This is a genomic window from Streptomyces tsukubensis (assembly GCF_003932715.1).
In the GTDB taxonomy this organism is placed as follows: domain Bacteria; phylum Actinomycetota; class Actinomycetes; order Streptomycetales; family Streptomycetaceae; genus Streptomyces; species Streptomyces tsukubensis.
In genome coordinates this window covers 1218099-1231060 of sequence record NZ_CP020700.1, presented here as the reverse complement: position 1 = coordinate 1231060, position 12962 = coordinate 1218099, and the positions used below count along the sequence as shown (strand labels likewise).

The window sequence follows — 12962 nt, the reverse complement described above, 5'->3', positions numbered from 1 at the left end:
CAGGGATCGACCACTCGGCTCTCACGAATCGGGACGGGTGGACCGACGGCGGACGGTGGCGGATAAACTGGTGCGCGGAACGTCGCGGGGCGCAGCCCCCTGCCGGTCCACCCATGATCAGCCAGCAGCCGCTGCAACCCCAGGGAGCGATGTGTCCCGCCGTCTTTTCACTTCGGAGTCAGTGACCGAGGGTCACCCCGACAAGATCGCCGATCAGATCAGCGACACCATCCTCGATGCCCTGCTGACCGAGGACCCCACCTCTCGTGTCGCCGTCGAGACGCTGATCACCACCGGACTGGTCCATGTGGCCGGCGAGGTCACCACCCAGGCGTACGCCGACATCCCCACGCTCGTGCGCAACAAGATCCTGGAGATCGGCTACGACTCGTCGAAGAAGGGCTTCGACGGCGCGTCCTGCGGAGTGTCGGTGTCGATCGGCGCGCAGTCCCCGGACATCGCCCAGGGCGTCGACGTGGCGTACGAGAAGCGGGTCGAGGGTGCCGACGGCGAAGACGACCTCGACCGGCAGGGCGCGGGCGACCAGGGGCTGATGTTCGGCTACGCGTGCGACGAGACGCCCGAGCTGATGCCGCTCCCGATCCACCTGGCGCACCGGCTCTCCCGCCGGCTCTCCGAGGTCCGCAAGAACGGCACCATCCCCTATCTGCGGCCCGACGGAAAGACCCAGGTCACCATCGAGTACGACGGCGACAAGGCCGTCCGGCTCGACACGGTCGTGGTCTCCTCGCAGCACGCCTCCGACATCGACCTGGACTCGCTGCTCGCACCCGATATCCGCGAGTTCGTCGTGGAGCACGTGCTCAAGGAGCTCGTCGAGGACGGCATCAAGCTGGACAACGACGGCTACCGGCTGCTGGTGAACCCCACCGGCCGGTTCGAGATCGGCGGCCCCATGGGCGACGCCGGACTCACCGGACGCAAGATCATCATCGACACGTACGGCGGCATGGCCCGCCACGGCGGCGGTGCCTTCTCCGGCAAGGACCCGTCCAAGGTGGACCGCTCCGCCGCCTACGCCATGCGCTGGGTCGCGAAGAACGTCGTCGCGGCGGGCCTGGCGGCGCGCTGCGAGGTGCAGGTCGCGTACGCCATCGGCAAGGCCGAGCCGGTCGGTCTCTTCGTCGAGACCTTCGGCACCGCCACGGTCGACGTCGAGAAGATCGAAACGGCGATCGCCGAGGTCTTCGATCTCCGCCCGGCGGCGATCATCCGCGATCTGGACCTGCTGCGGCCGATCTACGCCCAGACCGCGGCGTACGGCCACTTCGGCCGTGAGCTGCCGGACTTCACCTGGGAGCGCACGGACCGCACGGCCGCGCTGCGTACCGCTGCGGGCCTCTGAGCCTGCTGCGTCTTCGCGCTTTCGCGCTTCTGTGGTTCCCACGGGACCCCGCCGCCCTCGCCGGGCGGCGGGGTCCCGTGCGTTACGGCCTGCGGCCTGCAGCGGCCGGGCTCGGGATGTCAGTGGGCTCTGCCAGAATTACGGGCGTGAGCAGGGAGGACGGGTCGGCCGGGCACGAGGAGCCGGTCGCGCCGGAACAGCTGGCGCTGATCCGGGACGCGGTCCGGCGGGCGAACGTGCCCCGGGCCAAGCCGCGGACCTGGCGCGGTGCCGACCTCGCCGACGAGCTGCCCGTGGCCCGTGTCGTGGTCAACAAGGGCGTGCTCCATCTCGACCAGTTCTTCGACTACGCCGTGCCGAAGGAGCTGGACGCCCAGGCACAGCCCGGTGTCCGGGTCCGGGTCCGGTTCGGGGCCGGCGGCAGCCGGGTGCGGCAGGGCCGCCGCGAGGGCGGCGGGCTGATCGACGGCTTCATCGTGGAGCGCCGCGCCGAATCGGACTACAGCGGGGCCCTCGCGGCCCTGGCGAACGTGGTCTCCCCGGAGCCTGTGCTCAGCCCGGAGGCGCTGGCGCTGGCCCGGGACGTCGCCGACCGGTACGCGGGCTCGCTGGCCGATGTGCTCCAGCTCGCGGTGCCGCCGCGCAACGCCCGGGCCGAGGGCCGGCCGTCGGCGCCCCCGCTGCCCCCGCCTCCGCCGCCGGACCCGGAGTCCTGGCGGCGGTACACCAGCGGGCCTGAGTTCCTGCGGGCCCTGGCGGCCGGCGGGAGCCCGCGCGCTGCCTGGACGGCGCTGCCGGGGCCCCACTGGCCCGAGGAGCTGGCCCGGGCCGTGGTGGCCGCTCTCGCATCCGGCCGGGGCGCGCTCGTCGTCGTTCCCGACGGGCGCCGCGTGGCCCGGGTCGACGAGGCGCTGACGGCGCTGATGGGGTCCGGGCGGCATGCCGTGCTGACCGCCGACTCCGGCCCCGAGAAGCGGTACGGGCAGTGGCTCGCCGTGCGCCGGGGCTCCGTCCGCGCCGTCGTCGGCACCCGCGCCGCGATGTTCGCGCCGGTACGGGACCTGGGCCTGGTCGCCGTCTGGGACGACGGCGACCCCAGCCACAGCGACGACCACGCGCCCTTCCCGCATGTCCGCGAGGTGCTGGAGCTCCGCTCCCGCAACGAGTCGTGCGGGTTTCTGCTGGGCGCCCTGAGCTGCACGGTGGAGGCGGCCCAGCTCGTCGGCAGCGGCTGGGCCCGGCCGCTGCGGGCCCCCAGGGAGCAGGTCCGGGCCGCCGCGCCCCGCATCCGTACGGTCGGGGACGAACAACTGGGGCGGGACGGCGCGGCGCGGGCCGCCCGGCTCCCGACGCTGGCGTGGGAGACGGTGCGGGACGGACTGAAGGACGGCCCGGTGCTGGTGCAGGTCCCCCGGCGGGGGTACGTGCCCCGGCTGGCCTGCGACCGGTGCCGTACGCCCGCCCGGTGCGAACACTGCTCCGGGCCGCTCCAGGCCCCCGACGAACGGGCGCTGTGCTGCGGCTGGTGCGGCCGGGAGGCCACCGGCCGGCACTGCCCCGCCTGCGGCGGTACGCGGCTGCGGGCCTCGGTGGTGGGGGCCCGGCGGACCGCGGAGGAGCTCGGGCGGACGTTCCCTGCGGTCCCGGTGCGCACCTCGGGCCGCGACCACGTACTGGACTCGGTGCCCGGGCGGCCCGCCCTCGTGGTGAGCACGCCAGGGGCCGAGCCCGTCGCCGATGGCGGCTATGCGGCGGCGCTGCTGCTGGACGGCTGGGCGATGCTCGGCCGCCCCGACCTTCGGTCGTCGGAGGAGGCGCTGCGGCGCTGGACGGAAGCGGCGGCGCTGGTACGGGGCGGGCCCGAGGGCGGTGCGGTGGTCATCGTCGCGGAGCCGACGCTCCGGCCCGTCCAGGCCCTGGTGCGCTGGGATCCGGTGGGCCATGCGGAGCGGGAGCTGGCCGACCGCGCCGAGCTGGGGTTCCCGCCGGTGTCCCGGATGGCGGCGGTGACGGGCCGCACGGACACGGTCGCCGCGTTCGTCGCCGGTGCCGGACTGCCGCCCGAGACCGAGGTCCTCGGGCCGGTGCCGCTGCCCGAGCCCCCGCCGGGGCGGCCGAGACGCCCGGGCGACCCCCCGGTCGGCGAGCACTGGTCGCGGGCGTTGCTGCGGGTGCCGCCGGGGAGCGGGGCGGCCCTGGCACGGGCCCTGAAGGCGGCGAGGGCGGCGCGGACGGCCCGGGGGGGCGCGGACCAGGTACGGATCCGTATCGACCCCCTGGACATCGGCTAGCCGCCTCCGGCGGGGCCCGTCGTGTCCCGCGAGCCTCGCGCCCGGCGCGGTGAGGTGCCCGCGAACCCGGGGAGCGCCCAGCCCCTGGGTGTTTGGTGTCCGGCTTCCCTCGGTCTGTGGCTTGTCGCGCAGTTCCTCCCCCTACGCCTGGCGGCGTGGGGGGACCCCCGGCGCCCCTTCTTGGATTTCCCGCCCTTGCCCGTGCGGGCGCCGCACGCGCCGAGGGCCTCGGGCAGGAGTACCCAGGGGCGCGGGGAACTGCGCGAGAACCATCTACGGTCTGCGGTCGGGGGCAGACCTTGCTGCGCTGGGCGCTCCCCGTTAACGGGCTTGGGAAGGGGGGCCGGGCGCTGGAGGTCCCCCACGCCGCCAGGCGTAGACGGGGGTCCCCCCATGCCCTTGGGCACAGGGGGCGGAACTGCGCGACAAGCCACAGACCGGCGGTAGGCGGGCAGCAACATCCGCAGGGCTGGGCGGTCTCCGCGGCGGGCGGCCCCCGGCCCGGTGTCAGCCGTTGCGGGGGCCCGGGAACGCGCCCGGGCGCGGTTCGGGGGCGGGGGCCGCAGCGGGCTGCGGCGGCATGCTCCGGGCCGCCGGGACCGATGCGGACGCGGGCAGGGCGGCGGCCGGTGCCGGGAAGGCGTGCGGCTGCTGCTCCGGATCCGCCCCGACCGCGGTGGGCGCCGAGCGCCGGGCGCCGTACCGCCGGTGGACGGCCTGCTTGGTGACCCCGAGCGCCGAGCCGACCGCGTCCCAGGAGAAGCCCAGCGAACGGTCGAAGTCGACCGCGGCCGTGACCAGGGTCTCGACGCTGTCCCGCAGCTCCTGCGCGAGACGGACGGTGGGTGCCGGGGCCCTGCCGTAGACGACGAAGCCCGTGGAGGGACCGGTGCGGCGCGGGCGGTACACATTGCCGAGCTGCGCGGTGAGTGTGCGCAACGCGTCCACCTGCCGGCGGACCCGTTCGATGTCCCGCACCAACAGGTGCAGGCTTGCCCTGGCTTGGGCGTCGTGGGTTGCGTGGTCGGCCATCGGGAAGCCTCTCGAACCGGCGTGGAAAAGGATCCGGGCCGCCTGGGCCGTATCGCCAAAATCCCGCCTGACCCGCGACGCCCGGCACGCACACTCGCTGCGTTGTCGGGATTTCCCAAGTACGTCCAGTACGAGGGAAACCCTCCGCCTTGCGATTGCACGCGCCTGGGGGTCCTCCCCCGTAGCCCTTCGGGCACGGGGGCCACCCCCACCAGCCGCAGGGCTGGGGGAGCCGCAGGTCCCGCCCTTCGGGCGGACGGCGCCATTTTGACGACACGGCCCAGGGGAGCGGCCCGCGTCGGCCGATCCCCGGCGACCGCGTGAGCCGTCCCCCCGGAGATCGGTCAATCTGTCTTGACCAACGCCGTACCCGCCGTTGTGGTCACGCTGCGGGGGCGTAAGCGCATACCGTCCCGGCGCACGGGCTCCCGTACGCCCCCCGGCCCGGCCCCGGATGCACCCGCCCGGTGGGCGTTCGCCCTCCGGGCCGCCCCACCCGCGAGCACCGGACCCGCGGCGCCCGGCACGCACACTCTCCCCTTCGGGCACGGGTGGGGGTTTCCCCGGGCGGTAGCCCAGGGGCGGACCCCATGCGTACCAGGGAAACCGCCTCTGGCTTCGCCGGTGGGGGTACCTCCGGCGTAGCCAGGGGCGGCCCCCCACCGCCTTGCGATGGCACGCACCGGACACCACAGGCCCCGCCCTTCGGGCGGACGGCGCTACTTTGCGGACACGACCTAGACTGGTGCGCCGCCCGTGCCGTATCCGTACCTTCGCACTCACCCGTACAGCCGAGAGGCAGTCAGCCACCCATGAAGCTCGTCTTCGCCGGTACCCCCGAGGTCGCCGTCCCCGCCCTGGACGCCCTGATCGCCTCCGACCGACACGAGGTCGCCGCGGTGATCACCCGGCCCGACGCCCCCGCAGGGCGCGGCCGGAAGCTGGTGGCCAGCCCGGTCGCCCAGCGCGCCGAGGAGGCCGGGATCGAAGTCCTCAAGCCCGTCAAGCCGCGTGACGAGGACTTCCTGGCCAGGCTGCGGGAGATCGGGCCCGACTGCTGCCCGGTCGTCGCCTACGGCGCGCTGCTGCCGAAGGTCGCGCTCGACGTTCCGGCGCGCGGCTGGGTCAATCTGCACTTCTCCCTGCTGCCCGCGTGGCGCGGCGCCGCCCCCGTCCAGCACGCGGTGATCGCCGGGGACGAGGTGACGGGCGCCGCGACCTTCCTCATCGAGGAGGGGCTGGACTCCGGGCCGGTCTACGGGGTGGTGACGGAGCTCGTCCGGCCCGCCGACACCAGCGGCGATCTGCTGACCCGGCTGGCGTTCGCCGGTGCCGGACTGCTGGCCGCCACGATGGACGGCATCGAGGACGGCACCCTGACCGCGGTGCCGCAGCCCGCGGACGGTGTCTCGCTGGCCCCGAAGCTCACCGTCGACGACGCCCGGGTCGACTGGCGCGCCCCCGCGCTCCGCGTCGACCGCCTGGTGCGCGGCTGCACCCCCGCGCCCGGGGCGTGGACGGTCTTCCGCGGCGAGCGGCTGAAGCTGGTCTCCGTGGCGCTCGACCCGGCGCGCACCGATCTGGCCCCCGGCGAGCTGGCCGTGGGCAAGAACGACGTCCGGACCGGCACCGGCTCGCACGCCGTGGAACTGCTCTGGGTCCAGCCGCAGGGCAAGAAGCCGATGCGGGCCGCGGACTGGGCGCGCGGCGTCCGGATCACCCCGGGCGAACGCCTCGGTGCCGACGCGGGCTGACCCCGCCCGCGGGGCCGCGCCCGGGGGCCCGGCGGCCCTGCCGCCGGGCCGGACGTAACCTGGGAGCGAACCCGACTGATCAGATACCGCGGAGCACCTTTGAACGACCAGGCACGCCCCCAGGGGGCTCGCCGGCCCCGTCCCCCGAAGCAGTACCGGCGCCCGGTGAAGGATCCCGTCCGGATCCTCGCCTTCGACGCCCTGCGGGCCGTCGACGAACGGGACGCCTACGCGAACCTCGTCCTCCCGCCGCTGCTGCGCAAGGCCCGCGAGAACGACGGCTTCGACGACCGGGACGCGGCACTGGCGACCGAACTGGTCTACGGCACGCTCCGCCGCCAGGGCACGTACGACGCGATCATCGCCTCCTGCGTCGACCGGCCGCTGCGCGAGGTCGACCCGCCCGTCCTCGATGTGCTGGCCCTCGGCGCCCACCAGCTCCTCGGCACCAGGATCCCCACCCACGCCGCGGTGTCGGCGAGTGTGGAGCTGGCCCGGGTGGTGCTGGGCGACGGCCGGGCGAAGTTCGTCAACGCCGTTCTGCGGAAGATCTCCCGCGACGATCTGGAAACGTGGATCGAGCGGGTGGCACCGCCGTACGACGAGGACCCCGAGGACCATCTGGCCATCGTGCACTCGCACCCCCGGTGGATCGTCTCGGCCCTCTGGGACGCCCTCGGCGGACCCCGCGCGGGCATCGAGGAGCTGCTGGCCGCCGACAACGAACGGCCCGAGGTGACGCTGGTGGCCAGGCCCGGCCGGGCCACCGCCGCCGAACTGCTGGAGCAGGACGCGGCCGAGCCGGGCCGCTGGTCTCCGTACGCGGTACGGATGGCGGACGGCGGCGAGCCGGGCGCGGTCCCCGCCGTCCGCGAGGGCCGCGCCGGGGTCCAGGACGAGGGCAGCCAGCTCGTTGCTCTCGCCCTCGCGGCCGCCCCGCTCGACGGCCCCGACGCCCGCTGGCTGGACGGCTGCGCCGGTCCCGGCGGCAAGGCGGCCCTGCTGGCCGCGCTGGCTGCGGAGCGCGGCGCGTCCCTGCTGGCCGCCGAGAAGCAGCCGCACCGCGCCGGTCTGGTCGCCCGGGCGCTGGCCGGGAACCCCGGCCCCTACCAGGTCGTGACCGCCGACGGCACCCGCCCGCCGTGGCGGCCCGGCAGTTTCGACCGGGTGCTGGTCGACGTTCCGTGCTCGGGCCTGGGCGCCCTGCGCCGCCGCCCGGAGTCCCGCTGGCGCCGCCGGCCCGAGGACGTCGAGGGCTTCGCGACGCTCCAGCGGTCCCTGCTGCGGGAGGCCCTGAAGGCGGTCCGGGTCGGGGGAGTCGTCGGCTACGCCACCTGCTCGCCCCATCTCGCGGAGACCCGGATCGTGGTCGACGACGTTCTGCGCGGCCGCGGCGCTGAAGCTCCGGCCGATGCGGAGTGGATCGACGCCCGGCCGCTGATGCCGGACCTCCCCGGCCTCGGGGACGGCCCGGACGTCCAGCTCTGGCCCCACCGGCACGGTACGGACGCCATGTATCTGGCGCTGCTGCGGCGTACCGCCTGACGGAGAGCGCCGGGAGTGCCGGGACCCCGGCCCGTACGGACACCGAAAGGATCCGGACGGCCCGGGGCCCCCGGCCCGCCGCCGCTCTGCCGGACTTGCCGGGAATGCGATGGCCGGAAGTGCTCTTTCCGTACCGGAGGGCGGACGGAGGCGGGGAACCACCCCGGTCCATGGCAGGCTTGGCCCATGGCCGTACAGATCAGTCCCAGTATTCTCTCCGCCGACTTCGCCCGACTGGCCGAGGAGGCGAAGGCCGTGGGGGGCCCCGGCGGCGCCGACTGGCTCCATGTCGATGTGATGGACAACCACTTCGTGCCGAATCTGACGCTGGGCGTCCCGGTCGTGGAGTCGCTCAGCCGGGCCACCGACACCCCGCTGGACTGCCATCTGATGATCGAGGACCCCGACCGCTGGGCGCCGCAGTACGTGGAGGCGGGCGCGGGTTCGGTGACGTTCCATGTGGAGGCGGCGGCCGCGCCGGTCCGGCTGGCCAGGGAGATCAGGGCCAAGGGGGCCAGGGCGTCGATGGCGCTCAAGCCGGCCACCCCGATCGAACCGTACGAGGACCTGCTCCCCGAACTGGACATGCTGCTGATCATGACGGTGGAGCCGGGCTTCGGCGGCCAGGCCTTCCTGGACATCATGCTGCCCAAGATCCGCCGCACCCGGGAGCTGATCGCCAAGCACGGCCTGGAGCTCTGGCTCCAGGTCGACGGCGGCGTCGCCGCCTCGACCATCGAGCGGTGCGCGGAGGCCGGCGCCGACGTGTTCGTCGCGGGTTCCGCGGTGTACGGCGCCGAGGACCCGGCCGCCGCGGTCCGCGCGCTGCGCAGCGCGGCCGAACAGACCGTCGCCACGGCGGGCTGGGCCTGCGCACACTGAACTGGAGGGCGTCTCCGGCGGGCCGCCGGCCCGGCCGGAGACGTACCACCCGGCCCGGACGGTCACCACGAGCGACCGCCGGACCACACGGAGATGAACTCGGCCCGACCGGGCTGATCGACAGCGTCCGGATCTGACAGGATGACGGATCCGGAGTCTGAACAGGAGTGAGGAGACGCGGTGTCTGCTAGGTCGGCAGGACGATCTGCCCTGCGGATGGGACCCGCGGAGCTCGTCCAGGCGGCGGCGATGGCCCGCCGGTTCTATCTGGAGGGCAAGTCCAAGATCCAGATCGCGGAGGAGTTCGGCGTCAGCCGCTTCAAGGTCGCACGGGTCCTGGAGACCGCGCTGGAACGGGATCTCGTCCGGATCGAGATCAGGGTCCCGGCCGAACTGGACGCCGAGCGCTCCGACGCGCTGCGCGCCCGGTTCGGGCTGCGGCACGCCGTGGTCGTCGAATCCCCGGCGGAGGCCGACGAATCGCCCGATCCGGAGAACCTGGGCGAGGTCGCGGCGGATCTGCTGGGCGAGCTGGTGGCCGAGGGGGACGTCCTGGGCCTGGCCTGGGGCCGCTCCACCATCCATATGGCCGCGGCCCTCGACAAGCTGCCGCCGTGTACCGTCGTCCAGCTCACCGGGGTGTACGACGCGGGGACCGCGGAGCGCGGCTCCGTCGAGGCGGTCCGCCGGGCCGCCCAGGTCTCGGGCGGCGACGCCCACCCCATCTACGCCCCGATGCTGCTGCCGGACGCCGCGACCGCCGCCGCGCTGCGCCACCAGACCGGGATCGCCCGGGCCTTCGAGTACTTCGACAAGGTCACGGTGGCCGCCGTCTCCATCGGCTCCTGGGAGGCGGGTATCTCCACCGTCCACGACATGCTCTCGGACGAGGAGCGGGCCCGCTACGCCTCCTACGGTGTGGCCGCGGAGATGTCCGCGCACCTCTTCGACCGCGACGGCCGCCGGGTCGGCCGCGATCTCGGCGAGCGGTGCATCACCGTCGAGGCGGACCGCCTGCGCCGGATTCCCGAGGTCGTCGCCATCGCCGGGGGGCAGCGCAAGGCCGAGGCGATCGGCGCCGTGCTCCGGTCCGGTCTGGTGACCAGCCTGGTCACCGACACGGCTGCGGCCGATCTGCTGCTGACCGCGCCGCCCGGGCTGCGCCCGGCGCTGGAGCGCGCCGACCCCGACGCCTGAACGGCCCGCGGTCCCGGGCAGCCGAGCCCGGGACCGCGGAATCGTATCTGCGGGGTCCGGCGGCCGGGGGTGCTGTTCCGGACCCGGTCCGGACCCGGCGGACACGGTTCAGGGCTGCTGCGGGCGGGGGAGGATCTGCCGGGCCAGTTCGTCACGGAGCCCGAAGCGGCGCCATTCGCGGGGATAGCCCAGCGACACCTCCTCGAAGGGCACTCCGTCGTACACCGTGCTGCGGGGGATGTGCAGATGGCCGTAGACGACCGCCCGGACGTCGTAACGGGTGTGCCAGTCGGCGGTCCTCACCGTGCCGCACCACTGGGCGAACTCCTGGTAGGTCATGACCTCCGTCGGCGTCCGCACCAGCGGCCAGTGGTTGACCATGATCAGCGGCAGATCGCCCGCGACCTCGTCGAGCCTGCGCTCGGTCTCCTCGACCCGGGCCGCGCACCACTCCGCCCGGCCCGGGTAGGGGTCCGGATGGAGATAGAACTCGTCGGTGCAGACGATCCCGGACTCGTGGGCCGCGGCCAGCGACTCCTCGACCGTCGTCGTCCCGGGGGCCAGGAAGCTGTAGTCGTACAGCAGGAACATCGGTGCGATCCGCACCGGACCGCCGGCGCCCGTCCAGACCGGCCAGGGGTCCTCCGGGGTGAGCACGCCGATCCGGCGGCAGAGCTCCACCAGGGCGCGGTAGCGCTCCACCCCGCGCAGCGGGCTGGTCTCCTGTTTGACCGTCCACAGCTCGTGGTTGCCCGGCACCCAGATCACCCGGGCGAACCGCTCCGCCAGCAGGCCGAGGGCCCACTCGATGTCCGCCATCAGCTCCCCGACGTCCCCGGCCACGATCAGCCAGTCGTCGGGCGAGTTCGGCTTGAGCCCCGCCACGATGTCGCGGTTCTCGTCGTAGGAGATGTGCAGGTCGCTGATCGCCCTTAACGCTCCGTCGGTCTTCGCCACGTCCGCCAGCCTAACCGGAACCCTCCGCGACCGGCCGGGTACGCAACCCGGCGGGGGCGTCACCCGGCGGAAGCCCCACCGGGCGGGCAGGGGGCGTGCGGGGGCGCCCGGCGGGCGGAACATCGCTGATCTGTTCGATCTCGGGTAACCTTTCGACGTAAGGCAGGCCCACGGTCCTGCGCACCAGCCCCCGCATCCCCCGGGGCCGCCCCCACGCCGGGGCGACCTTGGAGGAAAACACAGCACGGGGGTTCTTTGTTGTGTCGTTCGTGGGAGTGACCTGCTCCGTTTCGCTTGAAAATGTGAGACTTATGCGTTTTCTTGAGCCCGGTACGGGCCGGCTGACCGCCAGCCCCTCGGTCCCCTACGACCTGACCTACGACGATGTGTTCATGGTGCCCAGGCGCTCCGCCGTCGGTTCCCGCCAGGGCGTGGACCTGTCGTCGAAGGACGGCACGGGCACCACGATCCCGCTGGTCGCGGCGAATATGACGGCGATCGCCGGACGCCGGATGGCGGAGACGCTGGCCCGCCGCGGCGGTCTCGCCGTCATCCCCCAGGACATTCCGATCGAGGTCGTCACCGACGTCGTCTCCTGGGTGAAGTCCCGCCATCTGGTGCTCGACACCCCCATCGTGCTCACCCCGCACCAGACCGTCGCCGACGCCCTCGCGCTGCTGCCCAAGCGGGCGCACGAGGCCGGTGTCGTCGTGGACGAGGACCACCGGCCGGTCGGTGTCGTCACCGACGCCGACCTCCTCGGCGTCGACCGCTTCACCCAGCTGTCCGAGGTGATGTCCCGCGATCTGGTGGTGCTGGACGCCGATATCGACCCGCGCGAGGCCTTCCACCACCTCGACAACGCCAACCGCCGCTACAGCCCCGCCGTGGACTCCGAGGGCCGTCTCGTCGGCATCCTCACCCGCAAGGGCGCCCTGCGCGCCACGCTCTACACCCCCGCCGTGGACGCCCGGGGCAGGCTGCGGATCGCCGCCGCCGTCGGCATCAACGGCGATGTGGCGGGCAAGGCCAAGCAGCTGCTCGACGCGGGCGTCGACACGCTCGTGGTGGACACCGCCCACGGCCACCAGGAGAGCATGATCGCGGCGGTCCGCGCGGTCCGCTCCCTCGACCCTGAGGTCCCGATCGTCGCGGGCAACATCGTGGCCGCCGAGGGCGTCCGCGACCTCATCGAGGCGGGCGCCGACATCATCAAGGTCGGAGTCGGTCCCGGTGCCATGTGCACCACCCGCATGATGACCGGCGTCGGCCGGCCCCAGTTCTCCGCCGTGCTGGAGTGCGCCGCCGAGGCCAAGAAGTACGGCAAGCACGTCTGGGCCGACGGCGGAGTGCGCCACCCGCGCGACGTGGCGATGGCCCTGGCCGCCGGCGCCTCCAACGTCATGATCGGCTCCTGGTTCGCCGGTACGTACGAATCGCCCGGCGACCTCCAGCAGACCGCCGACGGCCGGCTCTACAAGGAGTCGTTCGGCATGGCGTCCGCCCGCGCGGTCCGCAACCGGACCAGCGACGAATCCTCGTACGACCGGGCCCGCAAGGCCCTGTTCGAGGAGGGCATCTCCACCTCCCGGATGTTCCTCGACCCGATCCGTCCCGGCGTCGAGGACCTGGTCGATTCGATCATCGCGGGCGTCCGTTCCTCCTGCACCTACGCGGGTGCCGGCTCCCTGGAGGAGTTCGCGGAGCGGGCGATCGTCGGAGTCCAGAGCGCCGCCGGATACGCGGAGGGCAAGCCGCTCCACGCGAGCTGGAACTGATCGCTCCTGCCGTCGGCTCGGGCCCCGGGACACCTCCCGGGGCCCGAGCCGTGCCGCACCCCCGTACGAACATCCCCGTGGTCCGGCGCCGGAGCCGTCCGCCGCGCGGGTCCGCACCGCCCCGCCCGGCGGTGTGTTCTACTGCGTTCCACCGCGGTGA

9 protein-coding genes are annotated in these 12962 nt (G+C 73.8%); 7 read left to right on the top strand and 2 right to left on the bottom strand.

The genetic code is table 11. The annotated features are described in order from the left end of the window. The first annotated feature begins 151 nt into the window (after window positions 1–151). Both metK and B7R87_RS04000 read left to right on the top strand, forming a co-directional pair. Window positions 152–1366, top strand: coding sequence for a methionine adenosyltransferase (gene metK / locus B7R87_RS04005; protein WP_006350360.1), 1215 nt, complete (start codon window positions 152–154; stop codon window positions 1364–1366). A 116-nt stretch (window positions 1367–1482) separates the two neighbouring features. Then, the gene (locus B7R87_RS04000) at window positions 1483–3657 is read left to right on the top strand and encodes a primosomal protein N' (RefSeq protein WP_130585295.1); all 2175 of its coding nucleotides are present in this window, start codon (window positions 1483–1485) and stop codon (window positions 3655–3657) included. Between the two features lie 507 nt (window positions 3658–4164). Here B7R87_RS04000 and B7R87_RS03995 read toward each other — a convergent pair. Next, window positions 4165–4689, bottom strand: a complete 525-nt coding sequence (locus B7R87_RS03995) for a hypothetical protein (protein WP_130585294.1) — start codon at window positions 4687–4689, stop codon at window positions 4165–4167. A gap of 812 nt (window positions 4690–5501) precedes the next feature. On the opposite strand from B7R87_RS03995, the gene fmt reads away from it, so the two are divergent. From fmt to B7R87_RS03975, 4 genes are all read left to right on the top strand, one after another. Continuing rightward, window positions 5502–6443 (top strand): methionyl-tRNA formyltransferase, encoded by a 942-nt coding sequence (gene fmt / locus B7R87_RS03990; protein WP_130585293.1) that lies wholly within the window; start codon window positions 5502–5504, stop codon window positions 6441–6443. Window positions 6444–6542: 99 nt separating this feature from the next. After that, complete coding sequence (locus B7R87_RS03985) at window positions 6543–7988, top strand: RsmB/NOP family class I SAM-dependent RNA methyltransferase (RefSeq protein WP_130585292.1); 1446 nt, start codon at window positions 6543–6545, stop codon at window positions 7986–7988. Between the two features lie 186 nt (window positions 7989–8174). Then, window positions 8175–8870: a ribulose-phosphate 3-epimerase gene (rpe, locus tag B7R87_RS03980; RefSeq protein WP_130585291.1), complete on the top strand. Its 696-nt coding sequence runs from the start codon at window positions 8175–8177 to the stop codon at window positions 8868–8870. Between the two features lie 216 nt (window positions 8871–9086). Beyond that, on the top strand, window positions 9087–10067 hold the full coding sequence (locus B7R87_RS03975) for a sugar-binding transcriptional regulator (protein ID WP_006350366.1): 981 nt from the start codon (window positions 9087–9089) through the stop codon (window positions 10065–10067). A gap of 108 nt (window positions 10068–10175) precedes the next feature. Here B7R87_RS03975 and B7R87_RS03970 read toward each other — a convergent pair whose 3' ends face one another. After that, complete coding sequence (locus B7R87_RS03970; protein WP_006350367.1) at window positions 10176–11024, bottom strand: metallophosphoesterase family protein; 849 nt, start codon at window positions 11022–11024, stop codon at window positions 10176–10178. A 311-nt stretch (window positions 11025–11335) separates the two neighbouring features. On the opposite strand from B7R87_RS03970, the gene B7R87_RS03965 reads away from it, so the two are divergent. Next, window positions 11336–12802, top strand: coding sequence for a GuaB1 family IMP dehydrogenase-related protein (locus B7R87_RS03965; RefSeq protein ID WP_006350368.1), 1467 nt, complete (start codon window positions 11336–11338; stop codon window positions 12800–12802). The last annotated feature ends 160 nt before the right edge of the window (window positions 12803–12962 follow it).